Origin of the sequence: Jeotgalibacillus sp. R-1-5s-1 (genome assembly GCF_004405105.1) — a bacterium.
GTDB lineage: Bacteria > Bacillota > Bacilli > Bacillales > Jeotgalibacillaceae > Jeotgalibacillus.
The window spans coordinates 1-23,312 of the sequence record NZ_SORW01000010.1 but is presented as its reverse complement, the minus strand read 5'-3'; the positions used below and the strand labels follow the sequence as shown (position 1 = coordinate 23,312).

Annotated in this window: 25 protein-coding genes; 24 read left to right on the top strand and 1 reads right to left on the bottom strand. The window is 42.4% G+C overall.

The genetic code is table 11. The features are described 5' to 3' along the window. Nucleotides 1-49 precede the first annotated feature (49 nt). The 4 genes from E2491_RS05130 to E2491_RS05115 all read left to right on the top strand — a co-directional run bounded on the left by E2491_RS05130 (nt 50) and on the right by E2491_RS05115 (nt 3,561). Nucleotides 50-685 (top strand): CBS domain-containing protein, encoded by a 636-nt coding sequence (locus E2491_RS05130; RefSeq protein WP_134373625.1) that lies wholly within the window; start codon nt 50-52, stop codon nt 683-685. Between the two features lie 61 nt (nt 686-746). Next, nucleotides 747-1,502, top strand: coding sequence for a metallophosphoesterase (locus tag E2491_RS05125; RefSeq protein ID WP_166805791.1), 756 nt, complete (start codon nt 747-749; stop codon nt 1,500-1,502). A 90-nt stretch (nt 1,503-1,592) separates the two neighbouring features. Further along, nucleotides 1,593-2,507 (top strand): MerR family transcriptional regulator, encoded by a 915-nt coding sequence (locus tag E2491_RS05120; RefSeq protein WP_134373621.1) that lies wholly within the window; start codon nt 1,593-1,595, stop codon nt 2,505-2,507. Nucleotides 2,508-2,595: 88 nt separating this feature from the next. Continuing rightward, nucleotides 2,596-3,561, top strand: coding sequence for a YpdA family putative bacillithiol disulfide reductase (locus tag E2491_RS05115; RefSeq protein WP_134373619.1), 966 nt, complete (start codon nt 2,596-2,598; stop codon nt 3,559-3,561). 64 nt (nt 3,562-3,625) lie between these two features. Here E2491_RS05115 and E2491_RS05110 read toward each other — a convergent pair whose 3' ends face one another. Then, nucleotides 3,626-4,597, bottom strand: a complete 972-nt coding sequence (locus E2491_RS05110) for an asparaginase (RefSeq protein WP_134373617.1) — start codon at nt 4,595-4,597, stop codon at nt 3,626-3,628. A gap of 84 nt (nt 4,598-4,681) precedes the next feature. Between E2491_RS05110 and prsW the strand changes: the two genes are divergently transcribed. From prsW to ndk, 20 genes are all read left to right on the top strand, one after another. Next, nucleotides 4,682-5,350, top strand: a complete 669-nt coding sequence (prsW, locus tag E2491_RS05105; RefSeq protein WP_134373615.1) for a glutamic-type intramembrane protease PrsW — start codon at nt 4,682-4,684, stop codon at nt 5,348-5,350. A 161-nt stretch (nt 5,351-5,511) separates the two neighbouring features. Further along, a complete protein-coding gene (gene sleB / locus E2491_RS05100) occupies nt 5,512-6,285 on the top strand; it encodes a spore cortex-lytic enzyme (RefSeq protein ID WP_134373613.1) in 774 nt (257 codons plus the stop codon). Between the two features lie 15 nt (nt 6,286-6,300). Continuing rightward, nucleotides 6,301-7,614 (top strand): germination protein YpeB, encoded by a 1,314-nt coding sequence (gene ypeB, locus E2491_RS05095; RefSeq protein WP_134373611.1) that lies wholly within the window; start codon nt 6,301-6,303, stop codon nt 7,612-7,614. Between the two features lie 111 nt (nt 7,615-7,725). After that, nucleotides 7,726-8,373 (top strand): flagellar brake protein, encoded by a 648-nt coding sequence (locus E2491_RS05090; RefSeq protein WP_134373609.1) that lies wholly within the window; start codon nt 7,726-7,728, stop codon nt 8,371-8,373. A 210-nt stretch (nt 8,374-8,583) separates the two neighbouring features. After that, entirely contained in the window at nt 8,584-9,270 is a 687-nt protein-coding gene (gene cmk / locus E2491_RS05085; protein ID WP_134373607.1) for a (d)CMP kinase, read from the top strand. Next, entirely contained in the window at nt 9,267-9,848 is a 582-nt protein-coding gene (locus E2491_RS05080; protein WP_134373605.1) for a lysophospholipid acyltransferase family protein, read from the top strand. Before cmk ends, E2491_RS05080 begins: the two co-directional genes overlap by 4 nt. A 126-nt stretch (nt 9,849-9,974) precedes the next feature. Further along, nucleotides 9,975-11,126 (top strand): 30S ribosomal protein S1, encoded by a 1,152-nt coding sequence (rpsA, locus tag E2491_RS05075; RefSeq protein ID WP_134373603.1) that lies wholly within the window; start codon nt 9,975-9,977, stop codon nt 11,124-11,126. A gap of 11 nt (nt 11,127-11,137) precedes the next feature. Beyond that, complete coding sequence (fni, locus tag E2491_RS05070; protein WP_134373601.1) at nt 11,138-12,187, top strand: type 2 isopentenyl-diphosphate Delta-isomerase; 1,050 nt, start codon at nt 11,138-11,140, stop codon at nt 12,185-12,187. Between the two features lie 296 nt (nt 12,188-12,483). Continuing rightward, a complete protein-coding gene (der, locus tag E2491_RS05065; RefSeq protein WP_134373599.1) occupies nt 12,484-13,800 on the top strand; it encodes a ribosome biogenesis GTPase Der in 1,317 nt (438 codons plus the stop codon). Between the two features lie 28 nt (nt 13,801-13,828). Continuing rightward, nucleotides 13,829-14,875: an NAD(P)H-dependent glycerol-3-phosphate dehydrogenase gene (locus E2491_RS05060; RefSeq protein WP_134373597.1), complete on the top strand. Its 1,047-nt coding sequence runs from the start codon at nt 13,829-13,831 to the stop codon at nt 14,873-14,875. 584 nt (nt 14,876-15,459) lie between these two features. Next, the gene (locus E2491_RS05055; protein WP_134373595.1) at nt 15,460-15,660 is read left to right on the top strand and encodes a DUF2768 domain-containing protein; all 201 of its coding nucleotides are present in this window, start codon (nt 15,460-15,462) and stop codon (nt 15,658-15,660) included. Between the two features lie 22 nt (nt 15,661-15,682). Beyond that, entirely contained in the window at nt 15,683-16,390 is a 708-nt protein-coding gene (locus E2491_RS05050) for a hypothetical protein (RefSeq protein ID WP_134373593.1), read from the top strand. Nucleotides 16,391-16,547: 157 nt separating this feature from the next. Then, on the top strand, nt 16,548-18,026 hold the full coding sequence (gene spoIVA, locus E2491_RS05045; protein WP_134373591.1) for a stage IV sporulation protein A: 1,479 nt from the start codon (nt 16,548-16,550) through the stop codon (nt 18,024-18,026). A gap of 337 nt (nt 18,027-18,363) precedes the next feature. Further along, complete coding sequence (locus E2491_RS05040) at nt 18,364-18,636, top strand: HU family DNA-binding protein (RefSeq protein WP_039809415.1); 273 nt, start codon at nt 18,364-18,366, stop codon at nt 18,634-18,636. A gap of 222 nt (nt 18,637-18,858) precedes the next feature. Beyond that, nucleotides 18,859-19,476: a GTP cyclohydrolase I FolE gene (gene folE, locus E2491_RS05035; RefSeq protein ID WP_134373589.1), complete on the top strand. Its 618-nt coding sequence runs from the start codon at nt 18,859-18,861 to the stop codon at nt 19,474-19,476. Nucleotides 19,477-19,498: 22 nt separating this feature from the next. Continuing rightward, nucleotides 19,499-19,723, top strand: a complete 225-nt coding sequence (mtrB, locus tag E2491_RS05030) for a trp RNA-binding attenuation protein MtrB (protein ID WP_134373587.1) — start codon at nt 19,499-19,501, stop codon at nt 19,721-19,723. 188 nt (nt 19,724-19,911) lie between these two features. Continuing rightward, nucleotides 19,912-20,700: a heptaprenyl diphosphate synthase component 1 gene (locus tag E2491_RS05025; RefSeq protein WP_134373585.1), complete on the top strand. Its 789-nt coding sequence runs from the start codon at nt 19,912-19,914 to the stop codon at nt 20,698-20,700. A 2-nt stretch (nt 20,701-20,702) separates the two neighbouring features. Continuing rightward, a complete protein-coding gene (locus tag E2491_RS05020) occupies nt 20,703-21,422 on the top strand; it encodes a demethylmenaquinone methyltransferase (protein WP_134373583.1) in 720 nt (239 codons plus the stop codon). 11 nt (nt 21,423-21,433) lie between these two features. Next, nucleotides 21,434-22,396 carry a heptaprenyl diphosphate synthase component II gene (gene hepT, locus E2491_RS05015; protein WP_134373581.1) on the top strand — a complete coding sequence of 321 codons (963 nt, stop codon included), beginning with the start codon at nt 21,434-21,436 and terminating at the stop codon, nt 22,394-22,396. A 92-nt stretch (nt 22,397-22,488) separates the two neighbouring features. After that, on the top strand, nt 22,489-22,935 hold the full coding sequence (ndk, locus tag E2491_RS05010; RefSeq protein WP_134373579.1) for a nucleoside-diphosphate kinase: 447 nt from the start codon (nt 22,489-22,491) through the stop codon (nt 22,933-22,935). Nucleotides 22,936-23,312: the final 377 nt, after the last annotated feature.

The following is a 23,312-nucleotide window of genomic DNA, read 5'->3' as shown; positions in this document are numbered from 1 at the left end:
GTGCTGAACAGAATAAGATAGGGCAGTCAATATTTGATGAGGTGATAAGATGTTTACGAAGAGTGCGATGGTTCCTGCAGCCAAAAGTTTTACTGTTCAGGTTGATGATTCGGTTAAAAAGGTGATCGACCTGCTTGAAGAAAAAGAAATTGATGCCCTGCCGGTACTTGAAGGAGTATACTACCGCGGTGTTGTAACAAGATATCACATTTATAAAGCGTTTTTTGAATCTGCTTTATCAAAAGATGATTTTTATCAGAATACAACGGCCGGTGATGTGTTAACCCACGAAAATACATATTTAAAAGGGGACGAAATTTTCGAGACGACACTGTATGAGTTAAACGATTTCCCGCTCATTTCAGTGGCTGACGAAAATAAAGTTTTCAAAGGAATTGTGACCCGGTATGATGTGTTTAATCAATTCCAGAGCGCTTTCGGTATGCACAAAAAAGGCGTCAGAATTGCTTTTACCTCTGTAGAAACGGAAGGTAGAATTTCCAGACTGGCTGAACTGATTCAGCAATTCCACGAATCCGTGATCTCACTGGTTACATTTGATGAAACGGATAAGCTTGTCCGGAGAATCGTTTTAAAGCTTGAGAAAAAAGATAATATTGACAAGTTTATTCAAAAGCTTGAAAAATCAGGATTCAGGGTGCTGGATATAAAAGAAGATGATTAAAAAATCATTTCCTCTGGTTTCAGAGGAAATGATTTTTCGTTTTCAGAGCAGGAGGAAGAAAATGAAGTATTTAGTTTGGGCTGCAGCTTTTATAGCAGGCCTTGCCGCATATATGACAAAAAAAGCTTTTGAGAATAATTTGATCCATCATGACATCCAATTAAAGGATATGCCACTTGAAAGACCGGTGAGGGTGCTTTTTATTTCTGATCTGCACCGCAGGAAAATCCCTTTGCGATGGGCTCAATCACTGCCTGAAGCGGATATTGTTTTTATCGGCGGAGATATGACAGAAAAAGGTGTTCCATGGAGCTTTGTTGAACACAATGCACGTATTCTTTCACAGCTGGCACCTTGTTATTTTGTTTATGGCAATAATGATGAAGAGGTAGACAAGACCAGGCTGACAAATATCCTTGAAGCATATGGAATCACTGTGCTTGAAAATAAAGCAGTCTTATATCGAAACGCTTATTCTGAAGGGATTTGGATTGCCGGTATTGGAGATATTACATATAGAAAAGATAACGTTGATGCGACGCTCAGACCGACGGAGGGGGGACCTGTTATATTGTTAAGTCATGATCCCCGTGTCGTTAATAAGCTGAACCCGTCTGTGCATGGCCCGGTAAATCTGATTCTCAGCGGTCATACACACGGTGGACAGGTCAGAATATTTGGTAAGGGACCTTATGAAAAGGGGGGCCTTTTCCCGATTCAGTCCGGACACCATTTGATCAGCAATGGTTATGGGACGAGTTTTCTGCCTATACGGCTAGGTGCTGACCCTGAAGTGCATTTTATCAGCATTACGTAAAAAAGTTGTATAAAACCTATACAAAGTTTACACAACATAAAAAGAGGTCTATACTTTTGTTGATAGAACCGGGTTTAGGGGGCGAGACAAATGAATACTGAAGAAGGTAAATATAATATAAAAGCCGTATCAACTATGCTTGGTATACAGCCCGGAACGCTAAGAGCCTGGGAAAGACGATATAAAATGATCGCACCCGTACGTAACGATTCGGGGCATCGTTTATATACCGATGAACATGTGAAAAAATTAAAGTGGCTTGTGGAAAAAGTAAATGCTGGATTTACCATCAGCCAGGCCGTCACATTGTCTGAACAAAATTCGTTAAATGATACAGATATAGAAACGAAGGATAAAGATCAGAACAGACTGAATGTCATCAGGCGGGATCTGTTAAATGCGCTGCTTAGTTTTGATGAAAATGAAGCGCACGATTTGATCAATGAAGCTTTTTCTATTTACACCATTGATAAAGTATTAATTGATATTTTGGGGACGGTTCTTATTCAGATCGGTCACCAGTGGGAACAAAACAAAATAACGACAGCACATGAGCATTTTGCGACTTCTATTCTCCGTTCAAGAATAGGGATCCTGATGCATTCCTTCCCTCAAAACAGCTTTCTTCCAAAGGTTGTTGCCGTTTGTGCACCTGGTGAGTGGCATGAGCTTGGTTTACTGATCTTTACGCTGTTTATCAGAAGGAAAGGGTTTAACGTCATCTACCTTGGTTCAAGCATTATTGAGGAGGATATTAATACGGTCATTGAAACAGTCAATCCGAAATTTTTATTCTTTTCCTGTACAATCAATGACAATCTTCCTAATGCGCTGAATTTAATTAAAAAACTTGAAGATGAATATGAAAATCTTGAGATTGGCATTGGTGGTCATGCTGTTCAATCCATATCACCTGAAGAGAAGCAGAAGTTTTCCCATAATCTTGTCGGAGAAACAAGTCAGGAATGGGAACAGTGGATGAGTGATAAAATGAAAGACCGATAATGGCAGCCTTCTTTATTGAATCACATACTAAAAACCCCTATCATATGATGATAGGGGTTTTTTAGGAATAACGCAGGAGTGATTAATCATGCAAATTGAAAAAGTAATCGTTGTAGGCGGCGGCCCGTGCGGCTTATCTGCTGCCATTGAACTGAAAAATAAAGGATTTAACCCGCTCGTGATTGAAAAAGGGAATATTGTAAACGCCATTTACCGGTATCCTACCCATCAGACATTTTTTTCTTCAAGTGAAAAGTTAGAGATCGGCGGGGTTCCGTTTATAATAGAACAGCATAAGCCGAAAAGAAACCAGGCGCTTGTTTATTACCGTGAGGTCGTTAAAAGAAAAGATCTCCGAATTAACCGTTATGAAAAAGTTAAACAAATCTCAAAGGATGGGGAACTGTTCACTGTTAAAACCTCAAAAGGCCTTTATCAGACTGAAAATGTAGTGGTTGCCACGGGATATTATGATCATCCGAACCAGCTGAAAGTTGAAGGATCAAACCTTGAAAAGGTACACCATTACTTCAAGGAGGCACATCCTTATTTTGATCTCGATGTTGCGGTGATCGGAGGGAAAAACTCGGCTGTTGATGCGGCGATTGAACTTCAAAAAGCAGGGGCGCGTGTTACGGTTCTTTACCGTGGAAGCGACTATTCAAAGAGCATTAAACCGTGGATTCTCCCTGAATTTGAAGCGCTGGTTAAAAACGGGTCAGTTAAAATGAAATTTAACGCAACAGTCTGTTCGATCTCACCTGACACAGTGGTATACGAGCAAAACGGGGTTAATCACGAAATTAAAAATGATACGGTGTTCGCCATGATCGGCTACCATCCTGACCATACGTTTCTTGAAAAGATGGGTGTAGCCATTGACCATGAATCAGGAAGGCCGATTCATCATCCTGAAACAATGGAAACGAATGTATCGGGGATTTATATAGCTGGTGTAATCGCAGCGGGAAATAACGCCAATGAAATATTTATAGAAAATGGACGTTTCCATGGAGAACAAATTGCTGAAGCGCTGACATTGAACCGGTCATAAAAAAGAGTTGAAACCATACGTTTGGCTCCAACTCATCTGCTTGAAATGATGATTCATGATTTTTTTATGAAAAAATAGAAGCAATATAATCAGGATCATTAGACTGCGAAAGACCGATGATCAATTTTATTCTTGCTTTTTGACCGTTTAAACCATTTGAGAAAATAACGCCAAGATCTTTCAGGTGTCGTCCACCGCCTTCATAACCGTACACATCCTGGGCAATGCCGTTAAAACATCTTGAAACGAGAACAACCGGAATGTTTTTATCAATCAGATTTTTGAGCCCGCTTACTGTGTCAGGTGGAAGGTTCCCCTGTCCGAGCGCTTCAATAATGACGCCGTCATACGCCAGGTCTGCGAGCACTTCCAGAAGTCTTGAATCCATACCGGCATAGGCTTTAATAATCGCAACATTCCGGTTTAGTTCCGTAACCGTATATTTCAGGTCAGGCTTTGGTGTGTGATGAAACAGCACGCCGCCCTTTGTCACGATTCCGATCGGTCCGTATTGCGGGCTCTGGAAAGTAGAGACATTGCTTGCATGGGTTTTTGTCACGTTTACGGCAGTGTGAATTTCATCATTCAGCACAACAAGTACACCCTTCCCATAGGCTTCATCACACGTGGCGACTCTGACTGCGCTGATGAGGTTATATAATCCGTCCGATCCAATTTCATTCGATGAACGCATCGCGCCTGTAACGACAACCGGGATTGAAAGGCGCAGTGTTAAATCAAGAAAATAAGCTGTCTCCTCAAGCGTATCCGTACCATGTGTGATCACGATACCGTGAATGTCTTCCGTTAAATATTTTTTTTCGATGATATTTTTAAGCTGAAGCATATGTTCAGGAGTAATATGCGGGGAAGGCAGAGTAAAGGGGCTTTCCACGATAAATTGCGCATAATCATTCAGACTCCCCGTCTGAGCCATCAGCGGATTCTGTTCACCGGGCAAAACGGCCCCGGTCTGATCCTCTGACATGGAGATCGTGCCTCCAGTATGGATAAGAAGTAATGTTTTTTTAGCCATTTTGACAGCTCCAATCGATTGTAAGTATGATTCAATTCCCTTCCATGATACGATGTTAAAAACAGATTGAAAAGAGGCACCTTCATGATTGCAATAATTTCAGCTGCGATTGCACCAGGCCTTGCATTACTCAGTTACTTTTATTTGCGTGATCAATATGATACGGAACCGGTTTTCACCGTGCTGAGAGCATTTATTCTCGGGTTGGCTATTACGTTTCCTGTCATGTTTTTTCAGTATGTATTAGAAGAGGAAGTTGTATTCTCCAACCTGATTCTACAGTCTTTTCTGTCATATGGTCTGCTTGAAGAGTTTTTTAAATGGTTTATTTTATACTTTTATATCATTCATCTGATCGAATTTGATGAACCTTATGACGGCATTGTGTATGGTGCTGCGGTGTCTCTCGGATTTGCGACGCTTGAAAATCTGCTGTTTCTTGCCGTCTTTGGATTGGAAACCGCCGTTGGCAGGGCGCTTTTGCCGGTTTCAAGTCATGCTTTATTTGGAGTTGTCATGGGTTATTACATAGGAAAAGCAAAATTTACAAAAGATCGCAACAAAAAAAGGCTGATCTTCATTTCGCTGGCCCTTCCCGTCACATTGCATACACTGTACGATTATATTCTTGTCAGCAGTGTGCACTGGATCTACTATATTATCCCTTTCATGCTGTTCCTCTGGTGGCTTGGCTTATGGAAGGTGAAAAAAGCACATATTCTGACACATCAACATCATCAATTAAGCAAATAACGTTGGACCCTGCGTCATGCATTGACAGCAGGGTCTTTTTTATGAATGGAATGCACTTACAGAATAAAATTAAGCGTTTTGAAGAGTCGGGCATCATCTTTTTGAATAGTTCCCCGGAAACTGACCAGACTATCCATAAAATGTTTGATCAGGAGGTCAATATGAAAAAAAGATGGTTTGCAGGACTGGCAACGCTTTTACTATGTTTAGCTTTATATTCTGAAGCAGAAGCATTCAGTGGCCAGACAATCCAGCGAGGTGCTTTTGGGGATGATGTAATTGAATTACAGGCAAGACTTCAGTATATCGGGTTTTATAAAGGAAAAATTGATGGGCAGTTTGGTTGGGGAACGTATTGGGCACTCAGAAACTTTCAGGAAAGTTATGGCCTTGATATTGATGGATATGCAGGTCCGGAAACACGTCAAAAGCTCGTTCAGGCTTCTGACTACGATGAGGCCTTCGTGAAGGGAAATATTGAAAATGGAAGGGAGTTTACTTATTACGGGGGAACGCCACTTGAAAATCAGGTAAAGGGAAAAAGAAAATCTGAAGCAGCTGCAGATCTCCCATCAGGGTTTTCAAAAAATGATATTCAGATCATGGCAAACGCTGTTTATGGTGAAGCAAGGGGAGAACCTTATGAAGGTCAGGTGGCTGTAGCTGCAGTTATATTAAACAGAATTGAAGACCCTGCGTTCCCAAATACAGCTTCAGGCGTTATTTTTGAACCGCTGGCTTTTACAGCAGTGGCAGATGGACAAATATGGCTGACACCGAATGATCAGGCCAGAAGAGCGGTACTCGATGCGATAAACGGTTGGGATCCGTCTGAAAATGCACTGTATTATTTTAATCCTGTAACGGCAACGAGTAAATGGATCTGGACGAGGCCGCAGATCAAACAGATCGGGGCACATATTTTCTGCCTATAAAAGGAGCGTAATAAAATGAATTGGAGAAAGCTGTTACTTGCTACGATGTTTCTTGGTGTATTTTCAGCGGTTGCCTGGGGTGCTTATCAGCAGGGAGAAAAAAACTCCCTGCAAAATCATATGGAAAATCAGTATCAGCGGGCATTCAACGAAATGGCTTTTCAAATGGATCTTTTAAATGATGAAATCGGATCCACCCTTGCCATGAATGGGGGGAGAAACCTCACACCTGCCCTGACAGAAGTATGGAGGTTAACATCTATGATCCATTCTGACATCGGACAGCTTCCGCTTGGACTGTTACCATTTAATGAAATGGAGCAGTTTTTAACAAAGATTGGGCAATTCAGTTATGAAACGGCTGTCAGGGATCTCTCATCCGATCCGCTTACACCGGAGGAATATGAAAAGCTCGAAACCCTATACAGTCAGTCACAGGAACTTCAGTCAGAATTACGGGCAGTCCAATCGAGAATGCTAGAGGAGAACCTTAATTGGCTTGCACTTGAGGATTTAATGTTAACAGCAGAAGAACAAAATGGTGTCATTGACGGTTTCAATTCAATGGATAGAGCGGTAAAAGGCTATGCAGCTGAGACCTTTGTTCAGACGGATCAGCAATCAGCTGCAGAACGGAGAAATCAGCTCCAGCACATTAAGGGTAATAAGATCAGCAAGCAGGATGCCTTAAAAGTTGCTGAGCAGTTCAGCGGAGACTCATCAGTTCGAAACGGTGAAGTAACAGAAAGCCTTGCCGGATCCTCTTATCCTTTTTATACGGTTTCGTGGAACGATGGTGAAGATCACGCTTCCATGGACATTTTGAAAAACGGGGGTCAACCTATTTTCCTGATCCGCAGCCGCAATCCGGGTGAAGCTTCTCTTAGCCTGAATGAAGCATCTGTCCAGGCAGAAAAATTCTTAGAGCAAAAGGGTTATAAGCAAATGAGTCTGGAAGAAAGTTATCAGAATGGTAACACTGCTTCATTTACTTTTGTCAGATCACTTGAAGAAGGTGTATTTGTTCTCGATGATTCGATCTTTTTAAAGGTCGCACTCGATACAGGTGAAGTGTTAGGTTTTAACGGGATTGATTATCTTGCCGGGAATGAGGATATTCAGCTTCCAGATCCTGAATTAAGTACGGATGAGGCTATTTCTTTATTACATTCCAAATTTGATGTACAGGAAACAAGGAGGACAATGATCCGTAATGAACTTGATGAGCGTGTGTTGTGTTATGAGTTTACCGGTTTAGTGGCTGATGATACGTTCAGGGTATATATTAATGCACTGAATGGTCAGGAGGAGAAAGTAGAAAAGCTCTGAGCTGGAACGGCTCACTAGGTTCATAAGTCCTTGATTTCAGATAAATCGTGGAAAATCAGCTTGAAAAAATCCTGCTACATGAGATAATACTTGTAATTAGCAGACAGGCGGGTGTTTCCATTGAAAATCGGTACCGTTATAACTATAGAGCCAATGCATGCCGCTTCCGGTGAGAAATTCCGCGGAAGGGTACTTGATCTGAAAGGTGATAAACTGTTTATAGATTATCCTGTTAACACACAGACGGATCGCACAGTATTTCTTCTGACCGGAATGCAGCTGAAAGTAAGCTTTACAGATGACAAAAATGAGGTATTTTCTTTTGAAACGGAAGTAAGGGGCCGTGTTCAGGGTAATATCCCTATGATCACACTAAAAAAGCCGGAAGAATCCGACCTGATCAAGGTGCAGAGAAGACAGTTTGTGCGGGTGAAAACGTCTATTGATGTAGCCATTCGCACAGAAGGATCTTCATACAATACCGTAACAGACGATGTGAGTGCCGGTGGGCTGTCATTTATTATTCGACAGGGGTATGCATTCAGTAAGGGTCAGGAACTCGATATGATGCTCGTTCTCCCGATGAAAAACGGTGAGAATCAGTATATCAGATGCCAAACTACCTATATCCGTTCAAAATCAGTGAATGGTGTAGAAATAGGAATGGTTAAATTCAGCGGTATTACGACAATAGAAAGACAATTGTTACTCCGGTATACGTTTGAATGCCAGTTGAGAATGAAAGAGAAGCAGCTGTAAATGCCAGGGGGAACTCATTCCTCCTTTGTAAGACTGAAACTGACACAATCACAGTTTCAGTCTTTTTTTGATGACCAGAAAGCGGTATTTTTCAGCTGAATGCTCACGATATATTGTAAGTTTCATTCAGGCGCATTCAGTGAAAAGCTCATGATTTATGTTACAATAAAGCGGATAAATAAGATTTAGTGAGAAAGAGGAGACAGACACGTGAAAGAACAAAAGAAAATTCGCATTGCCTTAGACGGCCCGGCAGCTGCCGGTAAAAGCACCGTTGCAAAAAAAATAGCGGAGCAGCTTGGCTTTATTTATATTGATACTGGAGCGATGTACCGCACGCTTACCTATAAAGCGTTAAAAAATGAAATAGATCCTAAAAACGGGAAGGAATTATCAGCGCTTTTGTTGAATACAGTGATAGAGTTGAAACCCGGAGAAGAAGGTCAGCGGGTTTTTCTTGATGGAGAAGAAGTAACCCGGGAAATCAGACAACAGGAAATAACATTGAATGTTTCTGATGTGGCCCTTCACCAGGAAGTAAGAGAAGAGATGGTCAGACGCCAACAGGCACTTGTCGAAGAAGGCGGTATTGTGATGGATGGCAGAGATATTGGAACTGCCGTCATTCCGGATGCTGAATTAAAAGTGTTTATGATTGCCAGTGCAGACGAACGTGCCAGAAGAAGGCTTGAGGACCATAAGAAACAGGGAATTCAATCCGACTTTGAGCAACTGAAGAAGGAAATCGAAAAAAGGGACATGATTGACTCAACTAGAGAGGTTTCTCCTTTGAAAAAAGCGGATGATGCGATTGAATTGGATACAACTTCAATGACAATCGACGAAGTTGTAGAAAAGGTCACACATTTAGCGGAAGAAAGGGGAGGAATTTTATGAGTTTATATTCATTTGCCAAAGGGCTTGTAAAATCTGTTTTAACACCGCTTTATCGAATCCGTATTATCGGAAAGGAACACATTCCGGAAGAAGGCGGTGTTTTGATCTGTGCCAATCATATTGATGTACTTGATCCACCCGTTGTGGGGATCACAGCCACACGACCGGTATCATTCATGGCTAAAGAGGAACTGTTTCATGCACCTGTCTTAAAAAATATTCTTCCGGGTCTGCACGCATTTCCTGTAAAAAGAGGAATGGGTGACCGTGAAGCGCTTAGAAGAGGTCTTAATCAACTGAAGGAGGGACACGTTGTAGGTCTGTTCCCTGAAGGTACGAGAAGTAAGGATGGTCAGCTTGGACAGGGACTTGCAGGCGCAGGCTTTTTTGCACTCAGATCAGACGCTGCCGTCGTACCTTGTGCGATTATTGGCCCATACAAACCTTTTAAACGATTAAAAGTGGTGTACGGAAAACCGATTGAAATGGGACCTTTGAAGGAAAGAAAAGCATCCGCAGCAGAGGTTACGGAAATTATCATGGCGGAAATTAAATCCCTTATCGACAATCATCGATAAAAGTTCTCGCTTGACAAACTGTTCAGTTTATTAGAAGTTAGTAGTATATTCTGAATTTAACGTTAAACTGTGATTTTTTTCACATTTAATACAATTTCAGCAGTCTGGTATTGAGGAGGAGTACATATGACAGAGGATATGAACAATATCGAAGTAAATTCATTAGAGGTTGGAAATCGTGTAACAGGCACAGTAACCAAGGTGGAGGAAAAACAGGTTCTTGTTGATGTCAGGGACAGCAAAATCGATGGTATCATTCCGATCTCTGAACTCTCGAGCCTCCATGTAGAAAAAGCCTCTGATGTTGTCAAAGAAGGGGACGAGCTTGATCTCGTCGTAACAAAAGTAGAAGAAGAGCTTCTTGTTCTTTCCAAAAGAAAAGTTGAGGCTGAGAAAGCCTGGGAAGAAATGAAGCGCCGTTTTGAAGAAGAAGAAGTGTTTGAAGCGGAAGTGAAGGACGTCGTTAAAGGCGGCCTTGTAGTGGACCTTGGTGTCCGCGGATTTGTTCCGGCTTCATTGGTTGAAGATTATTACGTTGAAGATTTTGAGGATTACAGAGGTAAGAGCCTGTCCTTTAAAATCGTTGAGCTTGATGAAGAGAAAAACCGCTTAATTCTTTCTCACCGTGCGGTTGTGGAAGGTGAAAAAGCGGAGAAGAAGAAAGCCCTGCTTGAGCGCATTCAGCCTGAGGACGTTCTAGATGGAACGGTTCAGCGTATTACTGATTTTGGCGCATTTGTTGATATTGGCGGAGTGGACGGTCTCGTTCACATTTCCCAGCTATCCCATCAGCACGTTGAGAAACCGTCTGACGTAGTGGAAGAAGGACAGCAGGTTCAGGTGAAAGTGCTGTCAATCGACCGCGACAACGAGCGGATTTCACTATCAATTAAAGAAACGCTGCCTGGCCCATGGTCAGATATTGAGGACAAAGCACCACGTGGAGCTGTTCTCGAAGGTAAGGTTCGCAGACTCGTATCTTATGGTGCGTTTGTAGAAGTATTCCCGGGTGTAGAAGGCCTCGTTCACATTTCCCAGATCTCACATCAGCATATCGGAACACCGCATGAGGTTCTTTCTGAGGGTGAGGAAGTAAAGGTTAAAGTACTTGATGTAAATGTAAATGATCAGAGACTTTCTCTGTCTATCAAGGAGCTGCAGGAAGCTAAAAATGATTCCCGCGGACGTGAGCAATACGAACTTCCGGAAGAGTCTACCGGATTCCAGCTTGGTGAAATGATCGGGGATAAACTGAAAGATTTAAATAATGATAAATAAAGGTGAAAACATTGAGCAGAGCAGAACGTAAACTGGATCATATCCAGCACGCATTATCTACAGGGCAGTCGGGGGGATCGGGTTTTGATGACATAAGATTTGTTCATCAGGCTCTTCCTGACAGTTCAGTTGAAGACGTTACGCTCCATTCAGTAACAGGCGGACTTTCTATGAGTTCGCCTTTTTATATCAATGCGATGACTGGTGGAGGCGGAATAAGAACAATGGAGTTGAATGCTGCTTTTGCGAGAGCTGCAAGGGAAACGGGTATCGCTCTTGCTGTTGGATCGCAAATGTCAGCATTAAAAGACCCTTCTGAACGGGAGACCTATGCCGTTGTAAGAAAAGAAAATCCGGAAGGGCTGATTTTTGCTAACCTCGGAAGTGAGGCTTCAGTAAGTCAGGCAAAAGAAGCGGTTGACATGATTGAAGCAAATGCACTGCAAATTCACTTGAACGTAATACAGGAATTAGCCATGCCTGAAGGAGACCGTGATTTCAGAGGTGCGCTTGAGCGTATCCAGGCAATAAGTGAAGCGCTACCCGTTCCTGTTATCGTAAAAGAAACAGGTTTCGGCGTCAGCAGGGAAGCGGCCGGTAAACTTGCGGAAACGTCTGTTCAGATTATTGACGCGGGTGGATACGGGGGAACTAATTTCTCAAAGATCGAAAACAACCGCCAGACAAGGGAACGTACATTTTTTAATGAATGGGGAATCCCTTCTGCCGTGTCGGTTATTGAAGCAGCTCATCAAAAAAGAAAACCCGTATTTGCATCCGGAGGGATCCGTAACAGTTTTGATATTCTGAAATCGTTAAGCCTCGGCGCATCTGCTGCAGGTGTTGCAGGCGTGTTTCTGAAGATACTGTCTGATGAAGGTGAACAGCAGCTTATAGAAGAAATACGTCAGTATCAGGATGACTTGAAAATGATGATGGCGGCACTTGGCTGCCGGACGATTGATGACCTTCAGAAAACGTCCGTTATTATTTCGGGAGAGACTTACCATTGGTTAAAGCTGAGGGGATTAAATCCGGAACGTTTCGCCAGTCGTTTATGAATTACAATTTGAAGCCTTATACTTGGTTGTCTTTTCGGGTTATAACCATCATTAAGCAAAGATCGTGTATCAATTACACCTATATTTCAGACCGGATCAGATGTAAATTTCTCACATCTGATCCGGTCTGTTTTGATATCGGGCGAATTATTTTAGACCTGATCATTTCAACGCGCATTGTGTTTCCAATCGAATACTGATACAATTATGCAGGTTAATAACCGTATAATAGGACACGTATTTATTTGTTATACTGTACATAGAAGAATGTACGGGTAAAAGAAAGGGTGAACGTCGTGGCAAAAGCAAAGCCGGTCGTTGCAATAGTAGGACGCCCAAACGTAGGGAAATCCACTATTTTTAACAGAATCGTTGGAGAAAGAGTTTCAATCGTTGAGGACACTCCTGGTGTAACTAGAGATCGTATATACAGTTCTGCAGAATGGCTGACACATGATTTCAATATTATTGATACAGGTGGTATCGATATCGGGGATGAGCCGTTTCTTGAGCAGATCAGACAACAGGCTGAAGTGGCAATTGATGAAGCGGATGTCATTATTTTTATGACAAACGGTCGTGAGGGTGTCACATCTGCGGACGAGCATGTAGCAAAAATTCTTTACAAAACCAACAAACCTGTCGTGCTTGCAGTTAATAAAGTGGATAATCCTGAAATGCGCGATCAGGTCTATGATTTCTATTCACTTGGTTTTGGTGAGCCTTATCCAATTTCAGGTTCACACGGCTTGGGTCTTGGGGATCTCCTGGACGCAGCAGCTGAACATTTTGGCACAAGAGACGAAGAAGATTATGGTGAGGAAGTCATCAAGTTTTCTCTTATCGGAAGACCGAATGTAGGAAAGTCATCCCTTGTTAACGCCCTGCTTGGTGAAGACCGCGTTATTGTAAGTAATGTAGCCGGTACAACAAGAGACGCAGTTGATACACCTTATACGTATGATGGACAGGAATATGTCATCATTGATACAGCCGGTATGAGGAAAAAAGGGAAAGTATACGAAACAACTGAAAAATACAGTGTGCTGAGGGCATTAAGAGCGATTGAACGTTCCGATGTTGTTCTCGTTCTCATTGATGGTGAAGAAGGCATCCTTGAGCAGGATAAGAAGATTGCAGGTTATGCCCATGAAGCAGGCCGTGCAGTTGTAATTGTGGTAAATAAATGGGATGCCGTTGAAAAAGATGAGAAGACGATGGATAAGTTTGAAAAAACCATTCGTGATCATTTCCAGTTTCTTGATTACGCGCCTGTCGTGTTTGTATCAGCACTCACCAAGAAACGTATTCACAATCTGCTACCTGTTATCAATATGGCAAGCGAAAATCATGCGATGCGTGTACAGTCAAGCATCTTAAATGAAGTGGTAATGGACGCAGTTGCCATGAACCCAACGCCTACGGATAAGGGAAGAAGACTGAAGATCTTTTATGCTACACAGGTGGCTGTTAAACCGCCAACCTTCGTGATCTTCGTAAATGAACCGGAACTTCTTCACTTCTCATATGCACGATTCCTGGAAAACCGTATTCGCGATGCATTCGGCTTTGAAGGGACACCAATTCGTATTATTGCGAGAGCGAGAAAATAAACGAAAAATTGCATAGGGGGATAAAGTGATGAAACCTCAAAAAATTGCTGTTCTTGGTGCAGGAAGCTGGGGCAGTGCACTCGCACTGGTTCTGGGTGATAACGGTCATGATGTCAGACTCTGGACTCATAAACGGGAACAGGCTGTTTTAATTAATGAAACGCATAAAAATGAACGGTATCTTGGCGAAGCACTGCTCCCTGAAAATGTGGTCGCGTACGCTGATCTTAAAGAAGCAGTTACAGACGTGAAAATGGTTGTATTTGCCGTACCGACAAAAGCGATCCGTGAAGTTGCAACTTTATTAATTGAAGCAGCAGAAAGTCCCGTTTCAATTGTTCATGTAAGTAAAGGGATTGAGCCGGATACACATTTGAGAATTTCTGAAATTCTTTCTGAATCACTGCCGGATAAGGTGATGAAAGATTTAACGGTACTGTCAGGTCCAAGTCATGCTGAGGAAGTTGTGAAAAGACATCCGACAACTGTCACGGCGGCTTCAGATTCTATCGAAGCGGCAAGGTTTGTTCAGGATGCTTTCATGAACCAGCATTTCCGTGTGTATACGAATACAGATGTGATAGGTGTTGAGTTTGGTGGAGCTTTGAAAAACATCATTGCTCTGGCGGCCGGGATCACGGACGGACTTGGTTACGGTGACAATGCAAAAGCTGCCCTGATTACACGGGGCCTTGCTGAAATTGCCCGTTTGGGAACTGCCCTTGGTGCAAGTCCACTGACGTTCTCCGGATTAACCGGTGTTGGTGATCTGATCGTCACTTGTACAAGCGTACATTCGAGAAACTGGAGAGCGGGAAACATGCTCGGAAAAGGACATAAACTTGATGAAGTGCTCGAGAGTATGGGGATGGTTGTAGAAGGTGTGCGCACAACGAAGGCTGCTTATCAGCTGGCCAAAAAGCAAAACGTCTCTATGCCAATCACAGAAGCACTCTATCACGTACTTTTTGACAGTGAAGACCCAAAACAGGCAGTCGACCGTCTCATGTCCAGAATGAAAACACACGAAATGGAAGAGCTCGTAGACATCATGGAAAGCCAGGATAAATCATAAAGCTCATTCTTTCTTTACTCAAAAAATATAATTAAATAATTTATTTCTGAGTTTTTATTTGATCTTAACTTAAAGATGTCTCAAAGATAATAAAACAAAAAGTGCCAGTTCATTCCGGAGACTCCTGTGACAGAAAAGCTCACCGCGCGCCCATAGAAAAGCGGAGGCGACTCGTCCAGCCCCGACAAGCATAAGGCGAAGATGAAAAGAGGGCTGACCTTTGCCCTCGTTCAGCTTTGACTTATGACCTCGAGGGGCTAGTCGCCGCAGCTAGACACGAAAAGCGGAGGCGACTCGTCTAGCCCCGACAAGCATAAGGCGAAGATGAAAAGAGGGCTGACCTTTGCCCTCGTTCAGCTTTGACTTATGACCTCGAGGGGCTAGTCGCCGCAGCTAGACAACGGAAAGCGAAGGAATGACCCGGCACGGTTTTGAAAATAAAACATTCTGATAAAGCCGGAAACTGATTCCGGCTTTATTTTTTTCGTATCGGTGAACATTTTCTGAACGATACATTCAGACACAATAGGTAAAAAATCCTTGTGATATAATTAACTTGTGTAAACGATGGAGGAGTGAACGCGATGTCAGCACTGGACAAAATGTGGATCTCATTTGGATCCATGGCATTTATGTTTTTAGCGATTATCATAATTTATCTGAGCAGATATAAATTTAACAATAAAATCCTGAAATTTGTAACAGCGCTTATCGCGTATGTGTTTATGATTTTAGCCGGTATTATTATTTTATTTGTCGTATTAAGCGGACCGACACCAGGCTGATCGAAAGCAGGGAGAGAATGGTATGAAAAAGATAGCAGCGATTGCAGCATTGACTTTACTTTTATCGGGGTGTATGTATCCTTCACAGGAGCGTGCCGGTAACGAAATTCCTTACGAGGATCAAATTGAAAACGTCCAGAATGCGGTTGATCAGTATCAGGAGGATGAAGGCGGCATCCTTCCGATTAAAACGATTGATAACGAAACGCCGCTTTATAGAAAATATCAGATTGATTTTTCGAAATTAAAGCCGCGCTACATGGCGGAGCTTCCCGGAAATGCATTTGAAAACGGTGGTGTTTTTCAATACACTTTATTGAATGTGGAGGAAGATCCGACTGTTCATATCTTTGACCTTCGCGTTGCTGAGACGATCCGCTCTATTCAGATCAGAGTCCAGGCAAACAGAGGAATACCGTTCGAAGGTCAGGTGGGGGATAATATGTACTCCATAGATTTTGAAAAGCTTGGATACGATGAACCGCCCGTAGCAGAAAGCCCATACACAGGGAATGAGCTTCCTTTCGTAGCCAGGGGTGATGGCACCATTTATGTGGATTACATCACAGACCTTTATCAGATGATGCAGGAAAAAGGAATGGAGATGACGCCTTCTGAAGAGGATCTTCGTCCTATCCTTCATGAAGATACCAGAGTGGTTCCTGCCTATTCCGTCCCGTATTATATTGGGGAAGACGGCGAAATTAAATATGGTGCTGAAGAATTTTAAAGCAAAAGCCGGAACTGTCCTCTTATTAGGCGTTCCGGCTTTTTGTTTGGCGGTTTCCGAGTTTAATTCAACTGATAGCTAAATCTTTTAGTTCTGATTTGTGCATGTCCTCATACACTGATAGTGCATGTAAGGCCGACTAGAGGGGGGCATACTATTGGAAAAACAAAATGTATTTGAGCACATTGCAGAACGGACTGGCGGTGACATTTATATTGGTGTCGTGGGGCCTGTACGTACGGGAAAATCAACATTTATTAAAAAAATGATGGAACTCGCTGTTATACCCCACATGAAAAACGAAGGCGACCGGGCAAGGGCTCAGGATGAACTTCCTCAAAGTGCTGCAGGGAGAACGATTATGACAACTGAGCCGAAATTTGTTCCAAATCAGGCCGTAAAAATTAACGTATCGGAAGGGCTTGATGTAAATGTAAGAATGGTGGACTGTGTAGGGTATACAATCCCGGGTGCCAAGGGGCATGAGGATGAATATGGTCCGAGAATGGTTCACACACCGTGGTATGAGGATCCGATTCCTTTTCATGAAGCAGCCGAAATAGGGACAAGAAAAGTTATCCAGGATCATTCCACTATTGGAGTGATGCTGTCAACAGATGGGACGATCGGGGAAATTCCCCGTGAAAGTTATGTAGAGATGGAAGAGAGAATTGTCGCTGAGCTTCAGGAGGTAGGGAAACCTTTTATCATGGTACTGAACAGTGCCCGTCCGTATCAGGAGGACACTGAACAGCTGAGAAAGGAACTGCAGCTTAAGTATGATGTGCCCGTAGTGGCAATGAGCGTTGAAAGCATGAGAGAAACGGATGTTATGATGGTGTTAAAAGAAGCGCTGTACGAGTTCCCGGTGCTGGAAGTGAACGTGCAACTGCCAGGCTGGGTGATGGTGCTTGACAATGAGCACTGGCTGCGGACGCATTATGAATCAGCGGTAAGTGAGGTTGTCCATGATATTAAGCGGATCAGGGATGTAGACAGGGTGGTCAGACAGTTTGAAGAGTTTGGACACGTCGAGGAAGCGAGTCTTGCTGGAATGGACATGGGTGCAGGCGCAGCAAGCATTGATTTAAAAGCAGCAGATGGGCTTTATGAGCAGGTTCTTGAAGAATTTATCGGTGAACGGGTGACAGGTAAAGACCATTTCCTTGGTCTGATACAGGAGTATACACTGGCGAAAAAAGAATATGATCAATTCGCTGATGCTTTGAAAATGGTCAGACAGACAGGGTATGGAATTGCTGCCCCGGTACTCTCGGATATGAGTCTTGACGAACCTGAAATCATTCGTCAGGGAGCTCGATATGGAGTGCGACTGAAAGCGGTGGCGCCATCCATTCATATGATTAAAGTGGATGTTGAGTCAGAGTTTTCACCTATTATCGGAACGGAAAAACAGAGTGAGGAGCTTGTCCATTATCTGATGCAGGACTTTGAAGATGATCCACTTTCCATCTGGAGCTCAGATATCTTCGGCAGAAGCTTAAGCTCTATCGTAAGGGAAGGCATTCAGGGGAAGTTATCTGTCATGCCTGAAAATGCCCGGTATAAATTAAAAGAAACGCTTGAAAGGGTTATTAATGAAGGATCAGGCGGAATGATTGCCATTATTCTATAAGTAACTCATGATTACTTTTAACAGCCTCTCGTACAGGCTGTTTTTTTATATGGACATAAATTGGTTGAAATCACCCTTCACGGATTGTTATAATCCTTGCAGGACCGGGAATTGGCTTGTAAAATGAGAAATAAATCGATTTTAAGAAAAGATTGCCAGTAATTATTGAATTATTCTTGCTTATGTATTTTTTATATGATAATCTTTTAACAGAATTGATCTAAAACATTGATTCTATGGGCTTTTAAGCGATTTTTTAAAAATCGTTTAATGCTTTTCGATGTTCACGATGGAATGAAACTTGCCCATGTGATTACTTTGGGAGGAGGTGAATGATGTGAACAAGACTGAACTAATTAACGCAGTTGCAGAATCTGCTGAGCTTTCTAAGAAGGATGCAACTAAAGCAGTTGATGCAGTATTCGATACAGTACAGGATGCACTTGCAAAAGGTGATAAGGTACAACTGATCGGTTTCGGTAACTTCGAAGTTCGTGAGCGTGCTGCTCGTAAAGGGCGTAACCCGCAAACAGGTGAAGAGATTGAAATCTCAGCGAGCAAGGTTCCTGCTTTCAAACCAGGTAAAGCGCTTAAGGATGCTGTTAAATAATACATACCTGAGCGTTTTCAGAAAGGCCGCACATTTGTGCGGCCTTTCTGTTATTTCAGGAATATAAACCTTTGATGAATGATTATTACGATGAACCGTCCATAATATAGGTGACAGGCAGCACATTCATGCATAGCTGAAAAGCGCTAGTCTTTGCGCGGCATATCCCCGTGTGCTAATATGAAGTGAAATCAACGCCAGACTGCCCAGGAGGTTCTAATAATGGAACATACAACAAATAATCTTACGACATTAACAGCAAGTGAAGCTGAACATAAAGTTGACCGTTCAAAAATTGAAGAAGCAGTTAAAATGCTTTTGGAAGCGGTTGGAGAGGATCCTTCGCGTGAGGGCCTTTTAGATACACCTAAACGAGTAGCCAAAATGTACGAAGAAATGTTTGAAGGGCTTCATAAGGACCCTAAGGAATATTTCAAAACGGTATTTAATGAAGATCACGAAGAGCTTGTTTTCGTAAAAGATATTCCGTTCCACTCAATGTGTGAACATCACCTCGTTCCTTTTTACGGAAAAGCACATGTGGCTTACCTTCCTAAAAACGGAAAAGTAACAGGCCTGAGCAAACTTGCACGTGCCGTTGAAACAACAGCCCGACGCCCGCAGCTTCAGGAACGTATTACTTCCACCGTCGCAGATGCCATCATGGAAATGCTTGCACCACACGGCGCTTTTGTCATCGTGGAAGCAGAGCATATGTGCATGACGATGCGAGGCGTAAAGAAACCGGGAGCCAAAACGGTAACAACGGCTGCCCGTGGTGTTTATGAAAACGATCAGGTACTGAGAAGTGAAGTAATGTCACTACTCAGAATGGAATAGCCGACACGTAGGGAGTGATTGTGTGAGTGATTCAGGGAATTTTATCAGTATAAAAGCGCTTGAAGATGGTGTGAATGTGATTGGGCTGACAAGAGGTTCAAATACGAAGTTTCACCACTCTGAAAAGCTCGATAAGGGCGAAGTCATGATCGCTCAGTTTACAGAGCATACCTCGGCCGTCAAGATCCGGGGTAAAGCATCTATTTTAACAAGTCACGGTGAAGTTACAAGTGACTCCAAGAAGTAGTGGTCGAAGTCAGCAGAAATTTGCTGACTTCTTTTATACTCATTGAGGTTATACACACAACCCGTGACAAACGTATGTTATAATGGATAAGGTTTATTCACTGCCGTATTCTGGTGGTTTCTAAGTGGATAATGACTGAGGTCATAGCATTTATACATAACAAGATTTGAAGAAATGGGGAGAAAAAGATGATTATTGAACGGAGAAAGCACTGGATTGAAGAAACAGTGCAACATATAGCCAAACAGCTTCATCATCCGTATCTCCATAAGACCATAGGTACGCCTGAGATTGATATGGACAGGCTATCTTTGCTTATGCTCCCATTCTTTCTTAAAAAAACATATACATCCCGTGATCAGTCTTATGTTTCGACAGCGATCCTGATTCAGCAGGCACTTGATACACATGAAAAAGTATCTGCTGAAAACAGTTCACTGAAATCGAGACAGCTGACCGTTCTTGCTGGCGACTATTACAGTGGTTTATATTACAAAATTTTATCCGGAATCCCTGACATTGAGCTCATCCGGAAAATTGCCTACTCTATTCAGGAAATCAACGAATACAAAATAGAGATTACTTCTAACCGGTGCAATTCCATTGAGCAATTTCTCGAGCGTCTTGCTGATATTGAAAGCTCAATTATTACAGGTGTATTCGAACATTTGTCTTTTACTGAAATGATCCCGCTTGCCAAAAAGCTGCTTTTAATTAAACGTCTTCAAAAAGAAGAAGAACTTTATGTGAACGGAAAACACTCCATTGTGTTCTCATCGTTTGAAAACAGCTTCATCGGGGAGCACACATCCGTATCTGTAATGAAAACGATTGAAAAAATCATTCAGCAGCTGAAAAAGGAAGCCGAAGAGCTGATTGTTCAGCTGAAGCTGCCTGATGATGTAAAGATATTACTGATTTTTGAGCAGTTGTCTAGCCGTTATGAACATTCTATTTTTTACGCAGAGGAAGGGTAATTATGCAGTCACAAAAAGAGCAGCGTGTACATCATGTGTTTGAGAAAATACATGGCCAATACGATAAAATGAATTCAATCATCAGTTTCCAGCAGCATGTAAAGTGGAGAAATTACACGATGAAAAAGATGGATGTAAAACCAGGATCATCCGCTTTGGACGTTTGCTGCGGGACAGCCGACTGGACGATTGCCATCGCAGAAGCGACGGGTACTGAAGGACGGGTAATCGGACTTGATTTCAGTAAAAATATGTTGAAATCCGGACATGAAAAAGTAAAATCATATCCGCAGATCACACTCGTTCACGGTAATGCCATGTCACTTCCATACGAGGATAATACCTTTGACTATGTGACCATCGGTTTCGGGTTGAGAAATGTACCTGATTATCTTCAGGTGTTAAAGGAAATGAACAGAGTATTAAAGCCTGGAGGCATGGCAGTCTGTCTTGAAACGTCGCAGCCTACAATGCCGGTTTTCAGGCAGTTTTATTACGGATACTTCAAATATGTAATGCCGCTGTTTGGAAAGTTCCTTGCGAAAAGCTACGAGGAATATTCATGGCTGCAGGAATCTGCAAGGGACTTCCCGGGCATGAAAGCACTTAGAAATTTATTTACAAAAGCAGGTTTTACTGCAGTTGAATACAAACCGTTCAGCGGTGGAGTCGCTGCGATGCATATCGGATATAAGAAAGCGCAGGATAATCATGTCAATTAGGTGGAAGCAGAATGAAATTAACGATGCTTTACTCATTTTTAAAATCGGATATTGAAGTAATTGAAGAAGAGTTAAACCAGGCGATCGACTCAGATACCAGTCTTCTGAAAGATGCATCACTGCATCTTTTAGAAGCGGGAGGTAAGAGGATTCGTCCGGTTTTTGTTTTGCTGTCCGCAAAAATCGGAAACTACGATATTCACAAAGTAAAAAACGTTGCTGTTGCCTTAGAACTGATTCATATGGCTTCCCTCGTCCATGATGACGTCATAGACAACTCGGACATGAGACGGGGCCGAAAGACCATCCAGGCAGAGTGGGATAATCAGGTTGCGATGTACACCGGAGATTATATGTTTGCACGGGCGTTAAACTATATGACTTCGCTCCGGGATCCTGAAGCACACAAGATCCTGTCCAATGCCATCGTAGAGCTCTGCCTTGGTGAAATCGCTCAAATTGAAGACAAATACCGTTTTGATCAGAACCTTCGCGATTATTTCAGAAGAATTAAGCGTAAAACGGCTCTTTTAATTGCGGTTAGCTGTCAGCTCGGGGCCGTTGCCGGTGAAACGGATAAAGAATCTCAAAAGCGGTTATTCTGGTTTGGTTATTACGTAGGAATGGCATATCAGATTACAGACGACATTCTTGATTTTACCTCAACAGAAGAAGAGCTTGGAAAGCCTGCTGGAGGCGATCTCCTCCAGGGAAACATCACACTTCCTGTCTTTTTCGCAATGGAAGATGATATTCTCAGACGAAAAGTACTGAGAGTTCATGAAGAAACATCTCCAAATGAAATGAAAGAACTCATTGAACTGATTAAAACATCGGATGCCATCACACAGTCAGCTGAAGTCAGTCAGCGTTATCTGAAAAAGGCGCTGAAACAGCTCGATGGACTTCCGGCTTCAAGAGCAAAAAAATCATTGCGTGATATTGCACTATTTATCGGCAAAAGAAAGTATTAAATTGGAATGAAAACGTTGCCAAATATCCGGATGAATGATAATCTTTTAGAGGGTTGATTAAAGCCCATTCTACATAATTGGGGGATTTGACAGTGGAAAAAACTTTTTTAATGGTTAAACCGGATGGTGTACAAAGAGGTCTTATTGGTGAAGTCGTAAGCCGCTTCGAAAGAAAAGGTTTCAAATTGGCAGCTGCAAAGCTGATGGTTATTCCAGAAGAACTTGCCAAACAACATTACGGCGAGCACGCAGAACGCCCGTTTTTCGGTGAGCTTGTAGACTTTATTACATCAGGACCGGTGTTTGCAATGATCTGGGAAGGTGAGGAAGTTGTTAAAACAGCCCGCCACATGATGGGGTCAACAAAACCAAGTGAAGCAGACCTTGGTACAATTCGTGGGGATTTTGGTCTGACTGTAGGCAAAAACATTATTCACGGATCAGACTCACTTGAAAGCGCAGAACGCGAAATCGGATTATTTTTCGGTGAAGAATCAGCTCTAAGCTATTCAAAACCGGTTGAAGAATGGATTTATTAATACTTTATTACTCTCAAAAGCGCCTCCTCAGGGCGCTTTTTAATTTTATAAAAACCGCAAGAAAAATTTCTCAGGCGTTAGAGTCTTTAGAATCTCCCGGTGTTTTAAATTTTTGAAAAAAAAAGTTCAGTATTGCTTCTAAATTCTTATTACTTTAATTTTTTGAGAGTCGTGTATTTTAAATTTATTTAAATAATTGTAATTCTAAAAGTAGACAATAGGGCAGGAGGTCCATCCGGAGACTCCTGCGGCAGAGAAGCGACAGGTGAGACAGCCTAATGCGGAGCATTAGCTGGCTCACCGCGCGGCCGCGGAAAGTCAGCTATATTATAGTCAAGAGAAAAAACAGATCTTTTTTGGTTTTTTTTTGAGGATCA